Source organism: Arcobacter defluvii (assembly GCF_013201725.1).
GTDB lineage: Bacteria > Campylobacterota > Campylobacteria > Campylobacterales > Arcobacteraceae > Aliarcobacter > Aliarcobacter defluvii.
In genome coordinates this window covers 2,103,527-2,128,060 of the sequence record NZ_CP053835.1, presented here as the reverse complement: position 1 = coordinate 2,128,060, position 24,534 = coordinate 2,103,527, and the positions used below count along the sequence as shown (strand labels likewise).

Annotated in this window: 24 protein-coding genes; 22 read left to right on the top strand and 2 right to left on the bottom strand. The window is 26.0% G+C overall.

Features of this window, described 5'->3' with window-relative positions; genetic code table 11:
• The first annotated feature begins 18 nt into the window (after positions 1-18).
• From fabD to ADFLV_RS10535, 15 genes are all read left to right on the top strand, one after another.
• Complete coding sequence (fabD, locus tag ADFLV_RS10605) at positions 19-948, top strand: ACP S-malonyltransferase (protein ID WP_129011195.1); 930 nt, start codon at positions 19-21, stop codon at positions 946-948.
• The gene (locus ADFLV_RS10600) at positions 941-1,636 is read left to right on the top strand and encodes a 5'-methylthioadenosine/adenosylhomocysteine nucleosidase (RefSeq protein WP_129011194.1); all 696 of its coding nucleotides are present in this window, start codon (positions 941-943) and stop codon (positions 1,634-1,636) included. Before fabD ends, ADFLV_RS10600 begins: the two co-directional genes overlap by 8 nt.
• Positions 1,637-1,763: 127 nt before the next feature.
• The gene (locus tag ADFLV_RS10595; RefSeq protein WP_129011193.1) at positions 1,764-3,200 is read left to right on the top strand and encodes an alanine/glycine:cation symporter family protein; all 1,437 of its coding nucleotides are present in this window, start codon (positions 1,764-1,766) and stop codon (positions 3,198-3,200) included.
• 71 nt (positions 3,201-3,271) lie between these two features.
• The gene (locus ADFLV_RS10590; protein WP_172658795.1) at positions 3,272-4,366 is read left to right on the top strand and encodes a sensor histidine kinase; all 1,095 of its coding nucleotides are present in this window, start codon (positions 3,272-3,274) and stop codon (positions 4,364-4,366) included.
• A 2-nt stretch (positions 4,367-4,368) separates the two neighbouring features.
• Positions 4,369-5,049 carry a response regulator transcription factor gene (locus ADFLV_RS10585; RefSeq protein ID WP_014474765.1) on the top strand — a complete coding sequence of 227 codons (681 nt, stop codon included), beginning with the start codon at positions 4,369-4,371 and terminating at the stop codon, positions 5,047-5,049.
• Between the two features lie 65 nt (positions 5,050-5,114).
• Positions 5,115-6,545, top strand: a complete 1,431-nt coding sequence (gene aspA, locus ADFLV_RS10580; RefSeq protein ID WP_014474764.1) for an aspartate ammonia-lyase — start codon at positions 5,115-5,117, stop codon at positions 6,543-6,545.
• The gene (locus tag ADFLV_RS10575; RefSeq protein WP_014474763.1) at positions 6,526-7,014 is read left to right on the top strand and encodes an asparaginase domain-containing protein; all 489 of its coding nucleotides are present in this window, start codon (positions 6,526-6,528) and stop codon (positions 7,012-7,014) included. The genes aspA and ADFLV_RS10575 overlap by 20 nt, the downstream gene beginning before the upstream one ends.
• A 9-nt stretch (positions 7,015-7,023) precedes the next feature.
• Positions 7,024-7,623 carry a lactate utilization protein gene (locus ADFLV_RS10570; protein WP_129011191.1) on the top strand — a complete coding sequence of 200 codons (600 nt, stop codon included), beginning with the start codon at positions 7,024-7,026 and terminating at the stop codon, positions 7,621-7,623.
• 79 nt (positions 7,624-7,702) lie between these two features.
• Positions 7,703-8,623, top strand: coding sequence for a manganese-dependent inorganic pyrophosphatase (locus tag ADFLV_RS10565; protein WP_014474761.1), 921 nt, complete (start codon positions 7,703-7,705; stop codon positions 8,621-8,623).
• A 155-nt stretch (positions 8,624-8,778) separates the two neighbouring features.
• On the top strand, positions 8,779-9,354 hold the full coding sequence (locus tag ADFLV_RS10560; RefSeq protein ID WP_129011190.1) for a superoxide dismutase: 576 nt from the start codon (positions 8,779-8,781) through the stop codon (positions 9,352-9,354).
• A gap of 350 nt (positions 9,355-9,704) precedes the next feature.
• Complete coding sequence (locus tag ADFLV_RS10555) at positions 9,705-11,021, top strand: hypothetical protein (protein ID WP_129011189.1); 1,317 nt, start codon at positions 9,705-9,707, stop codon at positions 11,019-11,021.
• 62 nt (positions 11,022-11,083) lie between these two features.
• Positions 11,084-11,344 (top strand): AbrB/MazE/SpoVT family DNA-binding domain-containing protein, encoded by a 261-nt coding sequence (locus ADFLV_RS10550; RefSeq protein ID WP_129011188.1) that lies wholly within the window; start codon positions 11,084-11,086, stop codon positions 11,342-11,344.
• A complete protein-coding gene (locus ADFLV_RS10545; RefSeq protein WP_046992058.1) occupies positions 11,338-11,667 on the top strand; it encodes a type II toxin-antitoxin system PemK/MazF family toxin in 330 nt (109 codons plus the stop codon). The genes ADFLV_RS10550 and ADFLV_RS10545 overlap by 7 nt, the downstream gene beginning before the upstream one ends.
• A gap of 9 nt (positions 11,668-11,676) precedes the next feature.
• Entirely contained in the window at positions 11,677-12,462 is a 786-nt protein-coding gene (locus ADFLV_RS10540) for an AraC family transcriptional regulator (protein WP_129011187.1), read from the top strand.
• Between the two features lie 180 nt (positions 12,463-12,642).
• Complete coding sequence (locus tag ADFLV_RS10535) at positions 12,643-13,944, top strand: 2-isopropylmalate synthase (RefSeq protein WP_129011186.1); 1,302 nt, start codon at positions 12,643-12,645, stop codon at positions 13,942-13,944.
• Positions 13,945-13,966: 22 nt separating this feature from the next.
• Here ADFLV_RS10535 and ADFLV_RS10530 read toward each other — a convergent pair whose 3' ends face one another.
• Positions 13,967-15,028: an agmatinase family protein gene (locus ADFLV_RS10530; RefSeq protein ID WP_129011185.1), complete on the bottom strand. Its 1,062-nt coding sequence runs from the start codon at positions 15,026-15,028 to the stop codon at positions 13,967-13,969.
• Between the two features lie 163 nt (positions 15,029-15,191).
• Here ADFLV_RS10530 and ADFLV_RS10525 point away from each other — a divergent pair, with 163 nt between their 5' ends.
• From ADFLV_RS10525 to ADFLV_RS10510, 4 genes are all read left to right on the top strand, one after another.
• Positions 15,192-15,665: an RNA polymerase sigma factor gene (locus tag ADFLV_RS10525; RefSeq protein WP_129011184.1), complete on the top strand. Its 474-nt coding sequence runs from the start codon at positions 15,192-15,194 to the stop codon at positions 15,663-15,665.
• Positions 15,666-16,643: a FecR family protein gene (locus ADFLV_RS10520; protein ID WP_129011183.1), complete on the top strand. Its 978-nt coding sequence runs from the start codon at positions 15,666-15,668 to the stop codon at positions 16,641-16,643.
• A 103-nt stretch (positions 16,644-16,746) separates the two neighbouring features.
• Positions 16,747-19,152, top strand: coding sequence for a TonB-dependent siderophore receptor (locus ADFLV_RS10515; protein WP_129011182.1), 2,406 nt, complete (start codon positions 16,747-16,749; stop codon positions 19,150-19,152).
• A 296-nt stretch (positions 19,153-19,448) separates the two neighbouring features.
• On the top strand, positions 19,449-21,263 hold the full coding sequence (locus ADFLV_RS10510) for a pentapeptide repeat-containing protein (RefSeq protein ID WP_164968505.1): 1,815 nt from the start codon (positions 19,449-19,451) through the stop codon (positions 21,261-21,263).
• A gap of 19 nt (positions 21,264-21,282) precedes the next feature.
• On the opposite strand, the gene ADFLV_RS10505 is transcribed toward ADFLV_RS10510, so the two are convergent.
• The gene (locus tag ADFLV_RS10505) at positions 21,283-21,921 is read right to left on the bottom strand and encodes a hypothetical protein (protein ID WP_129011180.1); all 639 of its coding nucleotides are present in this window, start codon (positions 21,919-21,921) and stop codon (positions 21,283-21,285) included.
• Positions 21,922-22,065: 144 nt separating this feature from the next.
• Here ADFLV_RS10505 and rhuM point away from each other — a divergent pair, with 144 nt between their 5' ends.
• From rhuM to ybaK, 3 genes are read left to right on the top strand one after another with little or no spacing between them, the layout of a single operon-like run.
• Positions 22,066-22,902, top strand: a complete 837-nt coding sequence (gene rhuM, locus ADFLV_RS10500) for a RhuM family protein (protein ID WP_129011179.1) — start codon at positions 22,066-22,068, stop codon at positions 22,900-22,902.
• Between the two features lie 7 nt (positions 22,903-22,909).
• Positions 22,910-23,995, top strand: coding sequence for a DNA alkylation repair protein (locus tag ADFLV_RS10495; protein ID WP_129011178.1), 1,086 nt, complete (start codon positions 22,910-22,912; stop codon positions 23,993-23,995).
• Complete coding sequence (ybaK, locus tag ADFLV_RS10490; RefSeq protein WP_014474749.1) at positions 23,979-24,446, top strand: Cys-tRNA(Pro) deacylase; 468 nt, start codon at positions 23,979-23,981, stop codon at positions 24,444-24,446. Before ADFLV_RS10495 ends, ybaK begins: the two co-directional genes overlap by 17 nt.
• Positions 24,447-24,534 lie beyond the last annotated feature (88 nt).

Genomic DNA, 24,534 nt, shown 5'->3' with positions numbered 1-24,534 from the left:
ATATAAGAGGTATTTATAATGAAAAAAGTTGCTTTTATATTTCCTGGGCAAGGAAGTCAAACAGTTGGGATGGGAAAAGATTTTTTTGAGAACAGTGAAATTGCAAAAAATATGATTTCAAAAGCAAGTGATAGATTGGGTATTGATTTTGAAAAACTTTTATTTGAAGAAAATGAAAATTTAGGAAAAACAGAATTTACACAACCTGCAATTTTACTTGTAAGTTCTATTGCAAATGCAATTTTTAAAGAAAAATGTGATATTAAACCAGAATTTGTTTTAGGGCACTCTTTAGGTGAATTTTCAGCTTTAGTTGCTGCTGGTGCTATTGATTATTTAGATGCTGTTGAATTAGTTCATAAAAGAGGTTTATTTATGAGTGAAGCTTGCGCTGGTGGAAATGCTGGTATGATGGCTTTAGTTGGAATTGATGATGCTACAGTTGAAAAAGTATGTGTTGAGCAAAGAGAACTTGGTAAAAAAGTTTGGCCAGCAAACTATAATATGGATGGACAACTTGTACTTGCAGGTATTAAATCAGATTTAGAATCTTTAGTTGATGTATTTAAAGGTGCAGGTGCTAAAAGAGCCATTGTTTTAGATATGTCAGTTGCATCACATTGTGAATTATTAAAAAGTGCAGTTGAAAATTTAAAACCATATTTACAAGAGTTTTTAAAAGATGAATTTGCTCCTGTTATTTCAAATGTAAGTACTCAAGCTTATACTACAAAAGATGAAGCTATAGAATTATTAGCTTCGCAACTTACAAGCCCAGTTAAATATAAACAATCAATTAAAGCTCATGAAGATAAAGTTGATTTATTTATTGAATTTGGGAATGGAATTGTTTTAAAAGGTTTAAATAAAAAAATCACAGATAAACCAACAGTTAATGTTTCAGATATGAAAACATTAGAAGCTGTAATAGGTGAATTAAATGACTAAATTAGCAATTATGGGAGCAATGGAAGAGGAAATTGAACCTCTTTTAGCTCACTTTGAAAATGTAAATATTGTTGAGTTTGCAAATAATAAATATTATGAAGTAAATTATAATGGTTTAGATATTGTAATTGCTTATTCAAAAATTGGAAAAGTATTTGCAAGTTTGACAGCTGCAACAATGATAGAAAAATTTGCTTGTGATACACTTTTATTTTCTGGTGTTGCAGGAGGAATTAATCCTAAACTTAAAATTGGTGATTTGATTATTGCAGATAAATTATGCCAACATGATTTAGATATCACTGCTTTTGGTCATGCTCATGGATATGTTCCAGGTGGAAAGGTTTTTGTTGAAACTACAAAAAGTTTAAGAGAAATCGCGATTAAAGTTGCAAATGAAAATAATCTTAAAATTATTGTTGGAACAATTGCAACTGGAGATCAGTTTGTCCATTCAACACAAAGAAAAGATTTTATTCAATCTACTTTTAATGCAGATGCTTTAGAGATGGAAGGTGCGAGTGTTGCAGTTGTTTGTGATGCTTTAAATGTTCCATTCTTTATACTAAGAGCTATCTCTGATACTGCTGATATGGATGCTGGATTTGATTTTGATGAATTTTTAAAATCAAGTGCTAAAAATTCTGCTGATTATTTAATCAAAATAGTAAAAGAATTAATTAAATAATACTTCTTAATTAAAATAAAGTTGAAATTATAATTATTTCAACTTTATTGTATATTTTTTCTAATTTAAAACCCTCTTTTAACACTCTTTTCAATGATAAAGTTTTCTATTATAAAAAGGAGACAAGATGTTAGCTGAAATAAATACATTTTTAAGTGATATTATTTGGGGTTCTATTTTAATATATTTATTACCTATATTAGGATTATTTTTTACAGTAAGTTCTAGATTTGTACAATTTAGATATTTTTTTAAAATGTTTCATATTTTAAGAGAAACAGTTAGAGATAAAGAGGGACATATTTCTTCTTTTCAAGCTTTAATGCTTAGCGTTGCTGGACGTGTTGGTGGTGGAAATATTGCTGGTGTTGCTGTTGCTATAACGCTAGGTGGTCCTGGTGCTGTTTTTTGGATGTGGCTTATTGCACTTGTTGGAATGGCAACAAGTTTTTTTGAATGTTCCTTAGCTCAATTATATAAAGAAAAAGATGGATTAGATTCATGTCTTTATAGAGGAGGACCAGCTTATTATGCGACAAAAGCTTTAAAACAAAAATGGCTTGGTATTGTTATTTCTATTTTACTTTTAATCACTTTTGGTTTTGCATTTAATGCAACTCAATCATTTATTATATCTACATCTTTTAATGCATCTTTTAATATACCAACATACATAACTGGATTAGTATTAACTTTAGTTTTTGGTATTACTATTTTTGGTGGAGTAAAAAGAATAGCTAGAATGTCTGAGGTTATTGTTCCTGTTATGGCTTTAGGATATTTGTTAATTGCTTTAGTTGTTATTGTTTTAAATCTTGACAAAATTCCTTCTTTAATTGTTATGATTATAACTGAAGCATTTAATCCAAGTTCTGCAATTGGTGGAGGAATTGGTGCTGTTATTATTCAAGGTGCAAAAAGAGGTATGTTCTCAAATGAAGCAGGACTTGGAAGTGCGCCAAATGTTGCAGCCGTTGCTTATGTGGCACATCCTGTGCAACAAGGAATAGTTCAATCTTTTTCAGTGTTTATTGATACAATAATTTTATGTTCTTGTACAGCATTTATTATTCTTTTATCTGGTGTTTATACTCCAGGAATTAGTGGTGTTCAAGGAGTTTTATTAACTCAAAATGCTTTAATTGAACATATTGGACCATTTGGTGGATACTTTGTAACTATTGCACTATTTTTATTTGGTTTTTCATCAATGATTTATAACTATTATTTAGCTGAAAATAGTTTAAATTTCTTTAGTAAGGGAAATGTAACAGTATTTAATATTTTTAGAATATTATGTATTTTACTTGTTATTTGGGGTTCATTTCAAGATTTAAGTTCTATTTTTGCTTTCTCTGATTTATCTATGGGATTATTAGCAATTATAAATATGATTGTTATTGCAATATTATATAAACCAGTACTTCAATTAATCAAAGGTTATGAAAGACAATTAAAAGAAGGGAAAGGTCCAGTTCTTAGATACAATGATTATAATGAATTTAACATCGATAAAAATACTTGGAAAGAGATTGTTGATAATATCAACGATAAAAAAGATTAAGAGTTAACTCTTAATCTTTTAAGCAATTTTTAGACATCATATAAACTAAAAGATATAAACAAAGGTTTTTTATGTTTAATAAAGAAGGAATACCATTTTTTATCATAGTTATACCTTTTTTAGCTATATTTTTTGTATCTTTTTTATCAATTTCATATTATTTAAAATTATCAGATGAAACTTACCAAAAAGAGTTAATACTCAATAAAGAGCAAACAAGTAGTTTTTCAGAAATCAAAAAACAAAATCACCAAAATGAAAAAACAAAATTTATAAAATTTATGCTTGCAGTTACATCAGTAATTATTATTTTTATGATGTTATTTACTTTTTTAATGTTATCAATTATAAAAGATGTTATAAAAAAATATAAATTACAAGTTCAAAATAGAGAAAATGCACTTGAAAGTTTGAATGAAAATTTATCTTTAAAAGTAAAACAAGGGATTGACGAGGCTAAACAAAAAGATAGAAAAATCTTAGAACAAGCTAAGTTAGCAAGAATTGGTTCTATGATTAGTATGATTGCTCATCAATGGAGACAACCTTTAAGTCAATTATCTGGAATTTTAATGGAATTAGAAAACACAACAAGATTTAAAAAAGTAGATAATGATTATATTTTAAATGCTATTGATAAAAGTGATAAGATGATTGAATTTATGTCAAATACAATAGATGATTTTAGAAATTTCTATAAACCAGATAAGAAAAAAGAGGATTTCTATGTTTCTGATGCTTGTAAAAAAGCGATAAATATTATAGATGCAACTTTAGAAAACCTTGGAATAAATCTTATTTTAGATATAAAAGATGATAAAAAAATTTTTGGATATCCAACAGAATTTTCTCAAGTTATTTTAAATATTATAAGTAACGCTAAAGATGTTTTAATTGAAAAAAATATAAAAAATCCAAAAATTGAGATAAATATAGAATCAAAAGGTATTTTATCAATTATTACAATAAAAGATAATGCAGGTGGAATTGAAGAAAAAAATTTAGAACAAATTTTTGACCCATATTATAGTACAAAAGATTCATCAAAAGGAACTGGACTTGGTCTTTATATTTCAAAACTAATAATTGAGCGAAATATGGGTGGAGATTTAAGTGTATCTAACGACAGTGATGGTGCTGTTTTTAAAATAGTTGTAGCAGGATAAAAATGAAACCAGAATTAATTGAAGAGTTAAAAAATATCTCTATTTTATGTGTTGAAGACGAAGATGGAATAAGAGAAACAATTGTAAATACTTTAAATTACTATTTTAAAGATGTATATGAAGCAACAAGTGGAAATGAAGGATTTGAACTTTATGAATATTATAAACCAAAAATTGTAATAACAGATATTCAAATGAGAGATGGAAATGGTGTTGAGTTAGTTAAAAGAATTAGAGAAAATGATTTTGAAACAATGATTATTATGTTAACAGCTCACTCAAATGAAGAATATTTAATGGAATTAATAAATTCTAATGTAAATCATTATATTTTAAAACCTTTAAATCTAAAAAAATTGTCACAAGCTTTGGAAAAATATCTTGTAAAATCTTCAAAACCAGTGATGTTAAGTGAAGATTTACTTTTTGATTTACAAAAAAGAGAATTAGTTTATAAAAATAGCGAAATAATTCCATTGCGAAAAAGAGAAAAAGATTTTTTATATTTATTATATGAAAGAAAAGATTCAATTTTGAAATATGAAGAGATAGAGTTTGAGCTGTGGAATGATAAAGAGATGACAACCCATGCACTAAAATCATTTATAAAAGAATTACGAAGTAAATTACCAATAAACGTAATCAAAAATGTACCTCAAGAAGGGTATACTTTACAAAAATAATAAAAGACACTTTTTGCATACTTTTATTTTATAATATTTTAAAATTATTAATCAAGAGGATAATTATGGAAAAGCAATATAGAATTGAAAAAGATTTTTTAGGTGAAAAAGAGATAGAAACAACTAAATATTATGGTATTCAAACTTTAAGAGCAAAAGAGAATTTTGATATTACAAAAACAAGTCTTTCTTTGTTCCCAAACTTTATAAAGTCTCTAGCAAAAGTTAAAAAAGCTTGTGCTTTAACTAATTATGAATTAGGTGATTTAACAGATATTCAAAAAGATGCCATCATTCAAGCTTGTAATGAGATAATTGATGGAAAATTTAGAGATCAATTTATAGTTGACCCTATTCAAGGTGGAGCTGGAACTTCTACAAATATGAATGTAAATGAAGTTATAGCTAATCGTGCTTTAGAAATTCTTGGAAAACCAAAAAGTTCTTATGACATCATTCATCCAAATAATCATATAAATATGAGTCAATCAACAAATGATGTTTATCCAACAGCTATAAAATTAACTTTACATGAGTTGATTTACAGATTAAAAGATAGTTTAAGATTTTTAAGAGATTGTTTTGAAAATAAATCTGTAGAGTTTAAAGATGTGCTTAAAATGGGAAGAACTCAGCTTCAAGATGCTGTTCCTATGACTTTAGGACAAGAGTTTAAAACTTTTGCAGTTATGATTGATGAAGATATTTTTAGATTAAGAGAGTGTCAAGCACTTTTAAAAGAGGTAAATCTTGGAGCAACTGCAATTGGTACAGGAATTAATACAAAACCAGCTTATCAAAGAAAAGTAATCTCAAATTTAAGAGAAGTTACTGGAGTTGATTATGTAAGTGCTGGAGATTTGATTGAAGCTACTCAAGATACAGGAGCATTTGTACATATTTCTGGAGTTTTAAAAAGAGTTGCTATAAAAATCTCAAAAATTTGTAATGATTTAAGACTTTTAAGTTCTGGTCCACGAGCTGGATTAAATGAGATTAATTTACCACCATTACAACCAGGAAGTTCAATAATGCCAGGAAAAGTAAATCCTGTTATTCCTGAAGTTGTAAATCAAGTGGCTTTTGAAGTAATTGGAGCAGATACAACTATCTCAATAGCAAGTGAACATGGGCAATTACAGCTAAATGTATTTGAGCCTTTAATTGCATATAAATTATTTAATTCTATAAATATGATGAGAAGAGCATTTTACTCTTTAGGTGAAAAATGTGTAAAAGGTATAACAGCAAACGAAGAAGTTTGTATGAATAATATCTTAAATTCAGTTACTTTAGTAACTTGTTTAAATCCAATTTTAGGATATGAAAAAAGCTCAAGTATCGCAAAAGAAGCCTTAAAAACAAACAAAAGAGTTTATGATTTGATTTTAGAACAAGGTTTATTTACTAAAGAAGAGTTGGATGAATTACTTCAACCAAAAAATATGGTACATAATTATGAGAAGGACGAAAAAAATGAAGATTACGCTGATTAATACAGGTGGAACTTTTAATAAAAGATATAATCCCTTAAAAGGTGAACTTGAAGTTCCAAAAGACAATATTGCACTTGATGAGATAATTGAAAGTTGTTTTAATATTGAATTTGAAATTAAAAATGTAATTTCAAAAGATAGTTTAGAAATAGACAATGATGATAGAGATTATCTTGTAAAAATTATAAATGAAAGTAGTGAAAATATTATCATCGTTCACGGAACAGATACTATAGATATAACTTCTAAATATATTGATGAAAGAGTTAAAGATAAAAAGATAGTTTTAACAGGAGCTATGGTTCCTATGAGTATAAAAAAAGTTGAAGCAACTCTAAATTTCGCACAAGCAATTGGGTTTTTAAATGCACCAATATCAAATGGAGTTTATATTTCTATGCACGGATGTGTGACAAATTATGCTAAACTTTTGAAAAATAGACAACTAGGACAATTTTTAATTTCATAAAGGATTTAAATGAAAGAGTTTTTAGAAGTTTTAAAATCTTGTGGTTATGATTCACATTTTGTAAAAGATAAAGCTTCAGCTTTATCTTTGGCTAAAACATATATAAAATCAGATATGAGTGTTGGTCTTGGTGGAAGTGAAAGTGTAAAAGAGATTGGTTTACTTGATTATTTACTAAATAACAAAGAAATCACTTTATATAACCAATATGAAGCTGGTATTTCAATGGAAGAAAATATCAAAAGAAGAAGACAAGGTTTAGTTTCTGATATTTTTGTTTCAAGTACAAATGCCATCACAAAAGATGGGAAACTTGTAAATGCAGATGGAAGTGGAAATAGAGTAGCTGCACTTTGTTATGGACCAACAAATGTTTTATTAATAGTTGGAATTAATAAAATAGTTGATACTTTAGAAAATGGTTTTAAAAGAGTTATGGAAGTTGCGGCTGTTAAAAATATAAATCGAATAAACAACAAAGCAATAGAAATGGGCAAAGAACCAAAATATAATCTTGAAAATATTGCAAATAAATTTTCTTGGATTAAAGGTGATGATATAAAAGGAAGAATAATTATAATCCTAGTTGATGAAGAGTTGGGATATTAAGAGTAATTTTTTTATTTAAAAGTAACATAACTTCTTTTTAGATAAAATGCCCAAAAATAAAAATATAGGACTTTATAAAATGGCATTATATACATGTGGACACATTATTCCAGATTCTGACTCAATTTGTTCAGCAATCTCTTTAGCATATTTATTAAATAAAATTGGACGTCCTGCAACTCCTGCACGTCAAGGTGAACCAAATCCTGAAACTAAATATATTTTAGAAAGATTTGGATTTGAAGCACCAGTTTTAAAAACATCTTTTGCTGGTGATGAACTGTTTATCACTGATTATTCAGATGTTGCACAAGCTCCTCAAGAACTTGATAAAACTACAATCGTTGGAATTGTTGACCACCACAAATTAGGTGATATTACAACTTCAGCACCACTTGAATGTTGGATAAGACCAGTTGGTTGTACAAATACAATCGTAAAAGAGATGTATGATTTCCATAAAGTTGAAATTCCTGCAAACATCGCTGGAATTATGATGTGTGCGATTTTATCTGATACAGTTATTTTCAAATCACCAACTTGTACAGAAACAGATATTAAAGCTGTTAGAGAATTAGCAGCTATTTGTGGTATTGAAGATTTTGGTGCTGTTGGTATGGAAATGTTTAGAGTAAAATCAGCAGTTGCAGGAACTCCAATAAGAGAGCTTGTAATGAGAGATTATAAAAACTTTGATATGCATGGGTCTAAAGTTGGTGTTGGGCAACTTGAAGTTGTTGATGGGAGCGTTTTTGATGCAATTAAAGATGAATTAATGGCTGATATTAAAAAAGTAAAAGAAGAGCAAGGATTACATACTGTTGCTTTACTTTTAACTGATATTATGAAAGAGGGAAGTGAAGTATTAGTAACTTCTGATGATGCAACAATCTTTGAAAAAGCATTTAACTGTAAACTTGAAGATGGAAAAGTTTGGTTAGATGGTTGTTTATCAAGAAAAAAACAAATTATTCCTTTCTTAGAACCTGCATTTGCTTAAATTTTAGATACAAAGCTAATTTTGGCTTTGTATCTAAAAGTAACTAAATAATAAAAAATATCCATAGAAAATTTTTAAATACTATCTTAAGTAAAAAAAAATAAAAAAAGTAGTATCCTAGAATTGATGAAAAAATTTTAATAAAGGATATAAAAATGAAACACGAATTAATGACTTTACCTTATTCTATGGACGCTTTAGAGCCATGTATGTCAAAAGAGACTTTAGAGTTTCATTATGGAAAACATCACCAAACTTATGTAAATAACTTAAATAATTTAATTGCTGGTACAAAATTTGAAGATTCTTCTTTAGTAAATATTATTTTAGAATCAGATGGTGGTATTTTTAATAATGCAGCACAAGTTTATAATCACGACTTTTTTTGGAATGGTTTAACTCCAACTCAAGGTGCAATTCCAACTTCTGTAGAAGAAGCTTTAACAAAAGCTTTTGGAAGTGTAGATAAATTTAAAGAAGAGTTTACAGCAAAAGCTGTTAGTCATTTTGGTTCTGGTTGGGCTTGGTTAGTTCAAGATGAAAATCAAAATTTAAAAGTTATATCAACTTCTAATGCTCAAAATCCTCTAACAGACAATCTAAAACCTATTTTAGTATGTGATGTTTGGGAACATGCATATTATATAGATGTAAGAAATGCAAGACCTAAATTCTTAGAAAACTTCTGGAAACTTGTAAACTGGGATTTTGTAGCACAAAATTTAGGATAAAAATATATAAAGTTAAAATACTCTTTTTAAAAGAGTATTTTAATCCAACACCTATAAATCTTCCTTTTCAATAAGTTAATTATCTAAACTCTACTATCTTTTCAAATGTAACTAAATAACTTTTATCAATTATAGTTTTAAATAAATGAAATTTTACAGCTATTTTTACAAAATATTTTGGATTTAATTAAAACCCCTTATAAATATAGAAAGTATACTTTATTATTAAAACTGTGAAAATAAAAGCTAATTTTATAGGTGTTGATATTTTTTGTTTTGAGTAAAATTAGTTATAATTTATAAAAATACAATTTTATTGTTATCTAACAAAATAAAAATAAGGAATATTGATGTCTATATTAGATGAAAATAATTTTGAAAAGCTTATTACTGAAAATACTTTTACAATTAATGATGAAAAATATAAAGATGAACATATTATAAAAATTAGAAGAGATAATGAATTAAATATTTTATTAAATCATGAATCTTCAACTCAATATGAACAGCTCGAAATGAATCATAAAATTATTGATACAATGTCTATTTTAGATATAGGTAAAACAAATTACACTTTAAAAAATGTTTATTTTCATTCATTAAATCAATCTCTTAATTTATCTTTTCATACAAGTAAAATTAGTGCAGAAGCTTTTGTTGAATCTATAGAATTTGTTAGTGAGACTTATAAAAATAGTGAATATATTGTTGAGTATATTGATAATATACCTATTAATCATATTTGGTCAGATATTATAGAAAAAGAAATTATAAGTAAAAATATTATTAGTATAGGTGATATTGAGATTGAAAAAGAAGAATTTGCATCTAGCGGTGGAAGTAATGGTTTAATTCTAAATATTGATAATCAAGAAATTTATTTAATAAGAAATGAAGAAAAATCAAAAAAAGAGTATACAGATGGGTTTATTTTATATAAGGGTAATCCAAGTAAAGAATTAAGAGATAAATTTAGAAACATCATATCTTTTTTTATAGGTAGAATAATTATTCTCTTGGAAGAATCTTTTTATGATATTGATTGGAATTTAACTTCATTTAAAGCTTTCTCTCCAAAAAAATTGATGAATGGACGAGCATTTAAGATTAATACAATATTACCTATAAAATATGATTATATAATTGATTCAGAAAGCTTTTCAAAGCATTGTAATTTATTATATCAGAAATATGATTTATTTGATTTCTCTCATCTTTCTTGGTTATATTGGCATGCACAATGTTCTGCTATTCATACAAAATGTGGAGAGTTTGGGGCAACTATTGAAGCCTTGCAAAAAGCATATATTGATAATAACACAAAGGGATGGAGTGCTGCAATTATTAGTAAAGATAAATTTAAAGAATTTAAAGAAAAGATAATAAAAGAAATTGATGAGTTAGATATTAAAGATAAAGAAAAAAATATATTAAAAGAAAAGTTGGCTTCATTAAATAAATTACCACAAAAAATGATTTTAGAAAACTTATTTAAACACTTGAATTATTCAATAAATGAAGATGAGCTTAAAGCTTGGCAAGGAAGAAATGATTCTGCTCATGGTAATAAAAATGAAGACTCTATAAAAAAAATTATTAAACAAAAAAATTTACTTCAAGATATATTTTTTAAATTGATACGGTTGATAGCAGATATTGATAGATAATTGACTAATAAATGTTATTACAATATAATTACAAAATAAAATAAAAATTGTAGGATTTTAAAATGACAATGCTTACAAAAATAGGAAATTCACAAGGTATTAGAATACCAAAAGCTCTTATAAAAGAAGCTCAACTTGAAAATGTTGAAATAGATTTAGAAGTAGTTGAAAATGGTTTACTTTTAAAACCTGTTAAAAAAACTGCTAGAGAAGATTGGGGAAAAAGTATTAAAAAAGTTATTGAAAAAAATAAAAATAAAAAAGATGATGGAATTCTTGAAGATTTTTTAAATGATAGTGATTTGGAAGATTACGAATGGTAGAAGAAACAATAAAAAGATTTGATATATATTTAGTAAAATTAAATCCAACAATAGGAAGTGAGATTCAAAAAACTAGACCTTGTATAATTATCTCTCCCAATGAAATGAACGTTTTAAATACAGTTATAGTTTCTCCTCTTACAAGTAAAGGCTTTGATTTTATATTTAGACCAAAAATAAATTTTGAAGGTAAAAAAGGTTTAATTTTACTTGACCAGATTAGAACTGTCGATAAATCAAGACTTTTAAAAAAAATTGGAACAGTTGATATTGAAAAATCAAAAGAAATTTCTTCAACACTAGTAGAAATTTTTAAATATTAAACTAAATAGATGAAATCAGATATCTTTAAAAATCCAAAGCTAGACTTTATTGAGTTACGATATGTAGAAGATATCGAAGATTGTGTAAAGATGCATTTACATGAAGAACTTACAATCACTGCAATAAAAAAAGGTTCATTAACTCTTATTTTCAATGACACTTCAATAACAGTAAAACCAAATGAAATAGCTATCATAAATAGTCAAATTCCTCATAGTGCAACAACAAATGAAAAATCAAAAGATGGATATGTTTTGTACTTGAAAAAAGATTATTTAAGAAATTTAGATTTTAATTTTTCATCAGCTTTTGAGTTAATCAAAAATAAAAATATTTATAAAAGTTTTATAAAATTATGTGATTGTTTACTTGATATTAAAGTCTCTTTGATAGAAAAAGAGGAAAATCTTTATCTATTTTGTCTGGCATTTTTTTCTTTTGAACAAACAGAACAAAACTATAAAGAAGAATCAACTTTAGCAATGAATATAAAAAAATATTTAGATGAAAGTTATCTTGAAGAGTTTATCTTAGATGAGTTAGCTTTGAAGTTTGATTTAACAGTTGTTCATCTAATACGAGTATTTAAAAAAGAGTTTGGACTTCCAATTCACTCATATATTTTAAATAAAAAAGTTCATCTTGCAAAAGAGCTATTGACTTCAAATATTTCTATATCTCAAATAGCTCAAGATAGTGGTTTTTTTGACCAAAGTCACTTAAATAGAAGTTTTAAAAGAATTTTTCAAATTACACCAAAAGAGTATCAAAAAAATATTTTTTCAAAATGTTAATTTTGTACAAGATTTTATTTTTTGTAAAAGTTATAATTTGCAAAATTTAAAAAGGAGTTTATCATGGATGTAAATATTATAAAACAAATTATCTCTTTTTCTCTCCTCTGCCTCAAAACTTTCTAATACTTAAAACATAAAAAAACAAATCAAAAAACAAAAATTATAACGGAGTAAACCATGAGTTTCAAAAAATATCAACAATATCCTATTGTGCAAAATTTTAAAAGAGAGTGGGCAGATAAAACTATAACAAAAGCACCAATTTATTGTAGTGTAGATTTAAGAGATGGAAATCAAGCTTTGATAAATCCTTTAACAGTAGAGCAAAAATTGGAGTATTTTAAATCTTTAGTAAAAATAGGCTTTAAACAAATAGAAGTTAGTTACCCAAGTGCTAGTGATACGGATTTTAACTTTACTAGAAAATTAATAGAAGAGGATTTAGTGCCAGATGATGTAGCTATTCAGATTTTGATTCCTGCAAAAAAAGAGTGGATTAAAAAAAGTGTAGAAGCTATGAAAGATGTAAAAAATGGAATCTTTCATTTATACAATCCAACAAATGAGTTTCAAAGAAGAGTTGTTTTTCAAAAAAGTGATGATGAGATAATTCAAATGGCTATTGAAGCTATGCAATATTTAGTTGAACTAACAAAAGATTTTAAAGGAAAAGTAACTTATCAATATTCACCAGAAAGCTTTTCTCAAACAGATTTAGAGTTTGCTGTAAAGATTTGTAATGAAGTTATAAATGTGGTAAAACCAATAAAAGAAAATAAGATGATAATAAACTTACCAAATACTCTTGAAGCTTGTACAGCAAATGTTTATGCAGATAGAATAGAGTGGATGTGTAAGAATTTACACAATCGCGAAGCTTTGATAATCAGTGTTCATCCTCATAATGATAGGGGAACTTCTGTAGCAAGTGCAGAGTTAGCCGTACTTGCAGGAGCAGATAAGGTTGAAGGAACTTTATTTGGAAATGGGGAGCGAGCAGGGAACTTGGACATAATAAATTTTGCTTTTAATATCTATTCACAAGGAATTGACCCAAAACTTGATTTATCAATAATTGATGAAGTAAAAGCCATGTACGAAGAAAAAACGCAACTTTTTGTACATCCAAGACATCCTTTTGTTGGTGATATGATATTTACCGCTTTTAGTGGTGGACATCAAGATGCTATAAAAAAAGGAATAGATTTTTATAGACAAACAAATAGCCAAAGTTGGAATGTACCATACTTACCAATTGACCCAAAAGATATAAAAAGAGGATATGAAAAAGTAATACGTGTAAATTCTCAATCAGGAAAAGGTGGAGCAAGTTTTATAATAAGTGAATTTTTAGGAGTAGAAATGAATAAAGATGAGGCTATAAAATTTGGTTTAGTTATAAAAGAAGAATCTGATAGATTAAAAAGAGAGTTAGAAAAAGAAGAAATAATCGGACTATATAAAAAGTTAAATAGTTAAAAGTAAGTTTTAAAACTTACTTTTATTTGTATTCGATTTTTCCTTGACTTGCAAGTAATGCACCACATAATTGGTATAAAACACGTGAACCAACATTTGCATCCCAACTATCAGCACTATCGCCAACTTCACAAAGGTCAAATCCTATGATATTTTTACCACTTTTTACAATCATAAAGATTAAGTGTTCAAGCTCTCCATATCTTAATCCTCCAGGAACAGGAGTTCCTGTATTTGGACAGTTTAATGGCTCTAATCCATCAATATCTATTGATAAATAAACATTTTGAGGAAGTTGGTTTATATATGGTGCAAAAACTTCTTCAAGTGATTTTCCGCTAGCAAGTTGGGCTTGCATTAAAGTATCATATAAACAAGCACCTTTTACTCCATATTCAATCATTCTAGTTGCTTCTTCTTTACTATAGTCTCTTATTCCAACTTGAACAAGATTTGAAACTTTTTCACACTCTTTCATAACGTTATAAAAGATTGAAGCATGAGAGTAAGTAAAACCTTCATAAGCTTCTCTTAGGTCATGATGAGCATCAACATGTAAAATTCCAAAATTTTCAGTTTGTGTGTCACTTAAAGCTTTGATAAGTCCAAATGGGCAAGAGTGGTCACCACCAACAACAGCTACAAACTTACCACCTTTTAATTGTTCAAGAGATTTTTCATAAACTGAAGAGTTTAGTGTAGCTGAAGCTTCATTTACATATTTTAGTGCTTTTTTGTTTGTTTTTCCATCTTCAAGAGCTTCGATTACTTTTAGAGCTTTTTTTCTAGCTTTGTTGCTTAGTTTATGTAAACTTTTGTCAGTTTCAAGCATGGCAATACCAGCAGTATATGGTTTGATATAGTGGTAGTTCTCAACGTCAAGTTGGTGGCTTGAAGTTCGTATAGCATCAGGAGCATTTGCAGTTCCCTCACCAAATGAAACAGTTGCTTCCCAAGGAACTGGAACTAAAACTAAACTAGCTTCTTTTGGGTCTAATCTTCCACCAATAAATCCATCACCTTCAACTGGAGGTAATCCTAATTCTAATACTTTTATCTCTTCTTCTAAAGTTCTGTATGACATAAATTTTCCTAATACAATATATGATATTTCTTGATTTTGAATTATAGAATAATTAAGGAAATAGTTAAGTTAATTAGAAAGTTATTTGTCTTGATTCAAATTTTTTAAAAATATTTTTAAGAAACATTATGATAATGTCTATCAAAAAACTTTAGGTGTGTAGATGCTCAAATACTATAATGAACTTTTGTATTTTGCCCAGAAACAAGTAGGTGATAGGGAAAAAGCAAAAGATATAATACAAGAAACTTATATCAAACTTCTTGAAATTAAAGATAAATATAATATAAATAATGAACGCGCATATCTATATAAAATAGCAAAAAATATAGTAATTAACGAAGTTTTACAAAATCAAAAAATGCCAAGTACAGAATATGAGGAAAATTTTCACATCTCACCAACCTCTGAACAACCAGAAGAAGTATTAATAAAAGAAGATCAAGAAAAGATTTTTATGCAAATATTAGAAGACCTTTCGCCTCGAGTTAAACAAGCTTTTATTTTATATACTATTGATGGTTATAGTAGAAAAGAAATAGCTAAAATTTTAGATATAACATCAAATGCAGTTGAAAAACTCATAAAAAGAGCAACAATAAAAATAGAAGAAGAACTAGCAAAGAGAGGATTTTAAGTGAATATAGAAACTAAAATCAAAGAAGAAGCAATTTATTGGCTTGCCTGTGAGAAAGAGGGATTGGAAAAAAATCAAAAAGTAGAGTTTGAAAATTGGATAAAAGAGGAGATTAATAAAAAAATATATAATCGGATGAAATTTGTTCATCAAATGGCTAAATCAATATCAAAAGAAAATGCACAAAATTTAAGTGATAAAGTTCATTTAGAAATAAGAAAAGAAAAATTTTTAAATAAAATAAAATACTTTTCAAGTGTAGCTACAATTTTACTAATAGTTTGTTTTTCAGCTTTTAAAATCTATGATAATAATTTTGCTGTTCAATATTCAAATTCATTTATGACCGATAAAAATAGCTTAAAAAAACAACTTCCTGATGGCTCAAGTATCTTTATTGATGCAAAAACAAATCTAAATATAGAGTTTTTCAATGGAAAAAGAGAAGTAACTTTAAAAGATGGAAGAGTTATGTTTGAAGTTGCAAAAGATAAAAATAGAGTATTTATCATAAAAAGTGGGGAGATAAATATAGAAGTAGTTGGAACAAAGTTTGAAGTAATACACAAAAAAGATACTACAACTATAAACGTGGAAGAGGGTATCGTGAAAACATACTATTCTAAATATTTTTTTGATAAACAAAATGAAAAATTGCTTACTAAAAGCAATAGTATAACTTATTCAAATTTCCAAGGGGATATAAATAATCAAGAAAAAATCAATTCAGAAAAGATAGCACTTTGGAGAGAAAATCTGATAGTTTTACATAAAACAACTCTAAAAGAAGCATTGGAAGAATTTTCAAAATATAGTGATATAAATATCTATTTTTTCTCAAAAGAACTTGAAAACTACTCAATAACAGGAGAATTTTATTCAACTCAACTTGATATATTTTTGAAAACAATAACAAAAATATATCCTATCAAAATAGACAAAAGTGATAAAGAAATAAAAATTTCAAAGAAAATTTAAAATTTCTTTGAAATTTATGTCCGTTTTTCTTTTAAATTTTACTCTTATGTAATTAAGAATGATTATTAAAATTGTTTTATAATACACAAGGAGAAAATTTAGAATGAATTTATTCAAAAAAAGATTATTAAGCCCTGCGGTCGCTTTGCTTTTATATTCAAGTGCAATGGCGAATGATTTGACTTATTCAATAGAAAAACAATCTTTAAAAGATGCTATAGAAACTATTTCAAAAAAATCAAACACTCCATATATCGCAAATAGTTCATTTTTAGATGGTAAAACTTCTAATGCTATAAAAAATATAAAAGGAACAAAAAATGCTTTAGATAAAGTACTAGAAAATAGTGGTTTAGAAGCTGTTATTGAAGATGGTGCGATTATTATAAAGAAAAAAGTAGTTGTTGGAAGTGGAACTGTACTTGAAGAAGTAAATATAAATGAGGGGATTTATCTTCCAAGTGGAACAACAGAAGGAAGTGGTTCTTATACTACAGGAAGTACAAACACCGCTACAAAACTTGACTTATCTCTCAGAGATACTCCTCAATCTGTAAAAGTCTTAACAGAAAAATATTTAGAAGATGCAAATATCACATCTTATCAAGATATGTTAAAAAATATTACAGGAGTTACAGTAAATAGAATAGATGAAAGAGTATATCCAAAAGCAAGAGGCTTTGATGTAGATTATTATTTACTTGATGGAATGCCAACTTATGCTATGGCAAATACTAGAGATTATAGTGCAAATGATCCTGATATGATAATGTTTGATAGAGTAGAAATCGTAAAAGGTGCAAATGGACTTATGACGGGTTCGGGAAATCCAGGAGTAGGAATAAATATGATTAGAAAACATGCAAATTCAAAAGAATTTACTGGAAATATTAATATTTCTGCTGGTTCTTGGGATGATTATAGTATTAAAACTGATATATCTACTCCTCTTAATGATAATGGTAGTATTAGGGCAAGGTTTGTAGCTAAACACCAAGATAGTAAATCATTTTTAGATTTTTATGAAAAAACAAATGATATTTTATATGGTGTTTTTGATATGGATTTAACAGATACAACATACCTATCTTTTGGTGCTAGTTATGAAAATATTGATAGAGATGGAGTTAGATGGGCTGGAATTCCTAGTACATATAATGATGGTTCAAGAACAAAGTTTAGTAGATCAACAAATGTAAGCGGAGATTGGTCAGATTGGGATACAAAAACAAAAACTTATTATACTGATTTAAAACAATTTGTATATAAAGATATTTCTTTAAATTTATTTTATTCTCATAGAGATATGACTACAAAAAGTGCATTAGCAGCTTATGTAGGTTCAGTAGATAAAAGTAGCAATTTGGCAGCTGATTATTCGCTTTCTACTTTTGTAGGTGATGTAGAAGAAAAAGAGGATAATATCAATTTTTATGTTTCTATTCCATTTGAATTAGCTAATTTAAAACATGAAGTAGTTGCTGGGTATATATATAACAAATATAATTTGAAAAAGAATAATCAAAAAAGTGATTATAAATATACTTATGCTCCTGGTTCAGGATTTGATATGTTTTGTCAAATGGGATTTTTGCCTTGTACACAATTGGATTTTAATAATATAAATATTGCTAATCCAAATTTATCACCTACAGATAAATTTAGAATATTTGAGAGAGAACAATCAGCTAAGTTTTTAGCAAGTAAGCTTTCACTTATGGAAGAGTTGAAAATTATTGCTGGAGTGAGAGTTTCAGATTGGGAAGAAAAAAATACAAATGGAACAGATTATAAAAGAGAGTTTACAGATGAAGTAACTCCTTATATAGGTGTAGTTTATGATATTGATGATAATCATTCAATTTATACAAGTTATACAAATATTTTCGAACCAAGAACGGAATTGGATAGAGATGCTAAAACTTTAAATCCTGCTGAAGGAGATAATTATGAAGCAGGAATAAAGGGAGAATATTTTGATGGTAAACTAAATGCTTCATTAGCTTTTTTTAGAGTAGAAAAAGATGGTGTTGCATCAGATAACGATGCTCCTCGTCTTCCTGATGGTAGTATCCCATCAAAATTAGTAGAGGGTGTTGTTAGTAAAGGTGTTGAATTTGAAATGGATGGAGCAATTACAGATAACTGGGCTTTAAGTTTTGGTATTTCACATTTTGATGCAAAAGAAGAAAATGGAGAAAAATATAAAGCTGAATCATCAAGAACAACGGCAAATTTATGGAGTAAATATATTTTTGATAGATTTGAGTTAGGTGCAGGTTTAAACTATAGAAGTAAAATAGAAGAAACATTTATGGGAAATCATGTTGGACAAGGTGGATACACAATTGTAAATACAATGTTTAAATATAACATAGATAAGAATATGAATTTACAGCTTAATATAGATAACATATTTGATAAAAAATATTATGAAGGTATTGCTCAATCTAATATAAATTATGGAGAGCCTAGAAATTTCACTCTTGCTATGAAATACACTTTTTAAAATATAAAGGAAGATTTCTTCCTTTATAGATTTAATTATGGATTTCAAAATATTAAGTTTTCCTAAAAACTGATTATTCAACAACAAAACAAAACATCAAATTTTCAGATATTTTGGAATCCATACTTAAGTTTATAAACACTTATAAGCTTAACTTCATAGTGCTGTGGATTTATATTTATGTGTTCGTTTCCTTGTCACATAAATAATTATGAATGAATTAGTCTCTCACTTCAAATCCACAGGCTATGGATTTTTATGTATAATAACAAAAAAATTATTATATGGAAAATATCATGGATGATTGTCTAAACTGCACACCTACTAAAAAATGTATACTACATATAGAAAAGTCAGATTATCGAACAGATTTTGGGAAAGTTGGATTTTTAGATAATTTTTACGAAGAATTATTTAATTATGTTATTGATTATGAAGAAATAAAAAATTATGTAAAAATAAAAATAAATATTAATTATGGTGAAGAAAATACTATTGATGGTAAAAAAATTTTTCAAATATTAAATAATGAAGAAGAATTAAAAAAAGTTATTAGGAATTACTTTGAAATACAAAATGAAGAACAATTGGATAAATATTTTGCTGATTTAATAATCAATGAAATTGAAAATAGTGATTTATCAATTGATGGGTATGTATTTCAATCTTATTTAGATGAGTTTTTTAAAGAAAAAATTATAATTTTTGAACAAATATTTTTTCCTACTTATGATGCTAGGGACAAATTTAATTATATGAAGATAATTAGAAAATTAAAAAAAGTACATTTTGATACTTGTAAGTTTAAAGCTAAATTTTTTGATTTGATAGATATTGAAGTGTTTTTTCAAGATTGTGAATTTTTGGATAGTTATTCAATCTTAAATAGTGCTATTCTTGAAAATGAATCAAATATTATTTATCAAAATTGTACTTTTCATCGAGATGTATCTATATCAACAGCTGATGATAAAAGTAATAAAATAAATCATACACTTTTTAGTGATTGTAAATTTAAAAAGGATTTAAAGGCTGAAAAAATAGAATTTGAGAAAGGGATATTTAATAATACTGAATTTTATGAACCTTTAGAAGATAAAGAGTATTTAGAAATAAATAAATTGGAAATTATAAAATGTATAGTTAAAAATAATTTTATATTTAGAAGATATACCGTAAATAAAATAGATTTAACAGATACAGTTTTTGAAAAAGATGTAAAAGTTAAGATTCAATTTTGTGATATAAAAGAAGAAGCTATATTTTATAATACTAAATTTAAAGATTTAGCAGATTTTTACCAAACTGGATTCAAAAAAGTTGATTTTGAAAGAACAGATTTTGAAAAAATATCAGTATTTAGTGAGTGTGAGTTTTATTGTGATGTGGATTTTAAATATACAAAATTTCTAGGAAAATCAATTTTTAGGGATATGGTTATAACTGGAAAACTTGATTTAAGAAATGCAATATTTGATGATGAAGCTAACTTTTTAGATATTACCTATAAAAAGAGAGAAAATAAAGAAGGACAATTTATAGGAGAGCCAACAGATATAAAAGTTGCAAATCGTGAGACAGCAAGAATAATTAAAAATTTTTATGATAATGCAAATAATATAATTGAAGCAAATAGATTTTATAAATTAGAAATGGAAAAAAGAGAAAAAGAATTAATCTTTAGAAATAATTTCTTTGAATGGATTATTTTTAAATTTCATAAAATTTCTTCAAATCATTCTCAGGACTGGATTTTAGTTTTGTTATGGATTTTAAATATTTCATATCTTTATTATTTTATTGAGAAAAAAACATATTATTATGTGGATGAATTTTTTGGATTTATTTTGTTATTGGGTGTTTATATTTCAATTTATTCATTGATAAATTTTAGAAATTATTTTGGAAAAATAATTTTAATTTTCTCTTTTTTATTATTTATGAGTTATTTCTCAATTGACATTAATGAAATTACAAATTTGATTAATCCATTTTCTATTATGACAAAAGGAGAAACACTATTTTTAGGATTAATGATATATAAAGTAATAATTGCATATTTGATTTATCAACTTATTGTTTCTATTCGTCAAAATACAAGAAGAAAGTAAATAAACTAAGAATTAGTTCTTAGTTTGTATTACAATTATCTATTTTTTGTGAACTTTCAATATCAAATATTTTAATTGTAAAGTAATTATTTATTTCATGTTTTATTTTTAGTATTGGTTCATTCCATATTTTATTTTCAACCAGTTCTAATTTTTTTGATATTTCTATTTCTTTATTTTTATAATAAGGAGTTTGAGTAGATGAAAATATCACAAATATTGCAAAAATAAAAGGTAATAGCGTTTCTGTTATATTTTTATTGAATATACTTGATATTATCGAAGATAAAAAATTAGAAAAACTAATAAATAGAATTTTTATTATAGACCAAAAAAATGATATAACATAAAACAGATTGATATTTTTAAAATCAAAATATAATTCTTCAGGTAGAGAACTAATAGGATAAATAAAGAAATTATATTCTTTATGTTTTGTAAGTAATTCATTATAATATTGAAAATATCTCCATAAAAAATAAAATAACATTGTCCACATAAACATATAAATAATTATTGGATCTTCAATTTTATATTCATTTGTAGCAATTATTAACTTATCTGGTATTTCTATCCCTGCAAAATTAATAAGAAATAGAACAATTGATGTTAACAGTAAATTTCGTCTTTGACGAATAAAAGATTCAGTAATTTCCATATAAAATCCTTATATAAGTAAATTTTTTGAAGTTTAACATCATTTTAAAATAATCAAATAATATATTTCAATTTGTAATATTTTAAATTTAAAATTATCTTTTATGATATAGTTCAAAATCAATTATTTCCAAAAGGTAATATTATGAGTGATATATCAAATCTAGTAGTTTATTCTGATGGTGAGTTAGAACTCAAAGTTTCTGTAAATAATCAAACAGTTTGGTTAAGTGCAGATGAAATTGCATATATTTTTAATGTAAATAGACCAGCTATTGTGAAACATATTGGAAATATTTACAAGGATGAAGAATTAGAACAAAATTCAACTTGTTCCATTTTGGAACAGGTTGCAAAAGATGGAAAATTAAGAAAGATAAATTTTTATAATCTCGATGTAATAATTTCTGTTGGATATAGAGTAAATTCTAAAAAAGCAACAAAATTTAGAAAATGGGCTACAACAATACTTAAAGATTATATAAATGATGGCTATGTGATAAATCATCATAAAATAACAGAACAAAGATTACTATTGTTAGAAAACGATGTAAATGTTATAAAATCTAAAATAAAAGATAATAAACTAGAAACTAATCAAGGAATTTTTTATGATGGACAAATATATGATTCATACTCTTTTATAAATGATTTATTAAAAATAGCCAATAATGAAGTGATTTTGATAGATAACTATGTAGATGATACTGTATTAACTTTATTTTCAAAATATCAAAATATTGATTTTATAATTTATACAAACACTATCTCAAAACAATTAAAACTAGATTTTGAAAAGTATTCAAAACAATATGATAATATCACACTAAAAATTTTCCAAAATTCCCACGATAGATTTTTGATAATTGATAAAAAAGAGATTTATCACATAGGAGCAAGTCTTAAAGATTTGGGTAAAAAATGGTTCGCTCTTTCAAAGATGAATTTAGATATTGATGAATTAATAAAAAAATTAAATTAGGAAAAAAATGGCAGAACAATTAAAAAATTTATATTCAAAAGAGTTTATTGATAAATTAGCAAATAAACTATTTTTAACCTACGCAAAATTTGAAAAAGAAAAGTTTATAAACTCTATTTTTGATAATACTTGGCAAGATTTAGAATTAAAAGCAAGGATGAGACATATCTCTTTAAACTTAAATACTTTTTTACCTTTATCTTATAAAGAACAACTTGAAATATTAAAAAAAGTAAAAGAGGATTTTGGTGGACTTGAAGCTATGGTTTTTCAAGATTTTGTTGAGGTTTTTGGTCTTGATGATTTAACAGAGTCATTAAAAGCTTTAGAAATTTTTACTATAAATTCAAGTAGTGAGTTTGCAATAAGACAGTTTATTTTGAAATATGAAGATGAAACTATGGAGCAAATGAAAATTTGGGTAAAATCACAAAATGAACATCTAAGAAGATTAGCTAGTGAAGGGTGTCGTCCAAGACTTCCTTGGGCAGTTGCTTTGCCAAAATTCAAAAAAAATCCTACAAAAGTTTTGGAAATAATAGAACTTCTAAAAAATGATTCTTCTAAATATGTTCAAAAATCTGTAGCAAATAATCTAAATGATATTTCAAAAGATAATCCAGATTTGGTGATAGATTTTGTGAAAAATAATCTAGGAGTTTCAAAAGAACTTGATTGGATTTGTAAACATGCAAGTAGAACTTTACTTAAAATTGGTGATGAAAAAATTTTGAAATTATTTGGCTTAGAAAAAGTAAATCATATTAATATCACAAATTTTTGTTATGATAAAAAGGTAAAATTAGGAGAAGATTTGACTTTTTCTTTTGAATTAAATTCAAATAAAAATATTGGAAATATTAGAGTTGAATATGCAATTGATTATTTAAAATCAAATAAAACTCATAATAGAAAAATTTTTATGATAAGTCAAAATGAGATAAAATCATTTTCTAAAATCTTTATAAAAAAACAGAATTTTAAAAATATGACAACAAGAAAACACTATGAAGGAAAACATTTTATTTCTTTATTGATAAATGGTGAAGAGTTTGTAAAAGAGGAGTTTTTTGTTTATGACGCCAGCTATTAATTTACTTAAAAAAAACAAATGTGATTTTAAAATACACAAATATGACCATGACCCAGAATGTACAAATTTTGGAGAAGAAGCTGTAGAAAAATTAGGATTAAATGCCTTACAAGTTTATAAAACTTTACTTGTTGAATTAACACCAAAAGAGTTAGTAGTTTGTGTATTACCTGTAGCAAATCAATTGAGTTTAAAAGAAGTAGCAACTGCTTTTGATGTTAAAAAAGCCGTAATGGCAAATAAAGATGAAGCACAAAAAATTACAGGTTATTTACTTGGAGGAATTTCCCCTCTAGGGCAAAAAAAACAACTAAGAACAGTTTTAGATGATAGTGTAAATAGTTTTGATACAGTTTTTGTAAGTGGTGGAAAAAGAGGACTTGATATAGAAGTTAAACCCAAAGATTTACAAATATTATTAAAAGCAAAAGTTACAAAAATCACAGCATAATCATATGAATTTAATAATTATTTTTTAATAGATATTTAAGATATAAAAGGTAGTATCATATATAAAATCTTCTTTAAGGACTTGAATA

Excerpts from the sequence above, each read along its gene's own strand:
- fabD (WP_129011195.1), top strand. The coding sequence starts at position 19 with ATGAAAAAAGTTGCTTTTATATTTCCTGGGCAAGGAAGTCAAACAGTT.
- ADFLV_RS10600 (WP_129011194.1), top strand. The coding sequence starts at position 941 with ATGACTAAATTAGCAATTATGGGAGCAATGGAAGAGGAAATTGAACCT.
- ADFLV_RS10595 (WP_129011193.1), top strand. The coding sequence starts at position 1,764 with ATGTTAGCTGAAATAAATACATTTTTAAGTGATATTATTTGGGGTTCT.
- ADFLV_RS10590 (WP_172658795.1), top strand. The coding sequence starts at position 3,272 with ATGTTTAATAAAGAAGGAATACCATTTTTTATCATAGTTATACCTTTT.
- ADFLV_RS10585 (WP_014474765.1), top strand. The coding sequence starts at position 4,369 with ATGAAACCAGAATTAATTGAAGAGTTAAAAAATATCTCTATTTTATGT.
- aspA (WP_014474764.1), top strand. The coding sequence starts at position 5,115 with ATGGAAAAGCAATATAGAATTGAAAAAGATTTTTTAGGTGAAAAAGAG.
- ADFLV_RS10575 (WP_014474763.1), top strand. The coding sequence starts at position 6,526 with ATGAAGATTACGCTGATTAATACAGGTGGAACTTTTAATAAAAGATAT.
- ADFLV_RS10570 (WP_129011191.1), top strand. The coding sequence starts at position 7,024 with ATGAAAGAGTTTTTAGAAGTTTTAAAATCTTGTGGTTATGATTCACAT.
- ADFLV_RS10565 (WP_014474761.1), top strand. The coding sequence starts at position 7,703 with ATGGCATTATATACATGTGGACACATTATTCCAGATTCTGACTCAATT.
- ADFLV_RS10560 (WP_129011190.1), top strand. The coding sequence starts at position 8,779 with ATGAAACACGAATTAATGACTTTACCTTATTCTATGGACGCTTTAGAG.
- ADFLV_RS10555 (WP_129011189.1), top strand. The coding sequence starts at position 9,705 with ATGTCTATATTAGATGAAAATAATTTTGAAAAGCTTATTACTGAAAAT.
- ADFLV_RS10550 (WP_129011188.1), top strand. The coding sequence starts at position 11,084 with ATGACAATGCTTACAAAAATAGGAAATTCACAAGGTATTAGAATACCA.
- ADFLV_RS10545 (WP_046992058.1), top strand. The coding sequence starts at position 11,338 with ATGGTAGAAGAAACAATAAAAAGATTTGATATATATTTAGTAAAATTA.
- ADFLV_RS10540 (WP_129011187.1), top strand. The coding sequence starts at position 11,677 with ATGAAATCAGATATCTTTAAAAATCCAAAGCTAGACTTTATTGAGTTA.
- ADFLV_RS10535 (WP_129011186.1), top strand. The coding sequence starts at position 12,643 with ATGAGTTTCAAAAAATATCAACAATATCCTATTGTGCAAAATTTTAAA.
- ADFLV_RS10530 (WP_129011185.1), bottom strand. The coding sequence starts at position 15,028 with ATGTCATACAGAACTTTAGAAGAAGAGATAAAAGTATTAGAATTAGGA.
- ADFLV_RS10525 (WP_129011184.1), top strand. The coding sequence starts at position 15,192 with ATGCTCAAATACTATAATGAACTTTTGTATTTTGCCCAGAAACAAGTA.
- ADFLV_RS10515 (WP_129011182.1), top strand. The coding sequence starts at position 16,747 with ATGAATTTATTCAAAAAAAGATTATTAAGCCCTGCGGTCGCTTTGCTT.
- ADFLV_RS10510 (WP_164968505.1), top strand. The coding sequence starts at position 19,449 with ATGGATGATTGTCTAAACTGCACACCTACTAAAAAATGTATACTACAT.
- ADFLV_RS10505 (WP_129011180.1), bottom strand. The coding sequence starts at position 21,921 with ATGGAAATTACTGAATCTTTTATTCGTCAAAGACGAAATTTACTGTTA.
- rhuM (WP_129011179.1), top strand. The coding sequence starts at position 22,066 with ATGAGTGATATATCAAATCTAGTAGTTTATTCTGATGGTGAGTTAGAA.
- ADFLV_RS10495 (WP_129011178.1), top strand. The coding sequence starts at position 22,910 with ATGGCAGAACAATTAAAAAATTTATATTCAAAAGAGTTTATTGATAAA.
- ybaK (WP_014474749.1), top strand. The coding sequence starts at position 23,979 with ATGACGCCAGCTATTAATTTACTTAAAAAAAACAAATGTGATTTTAAA.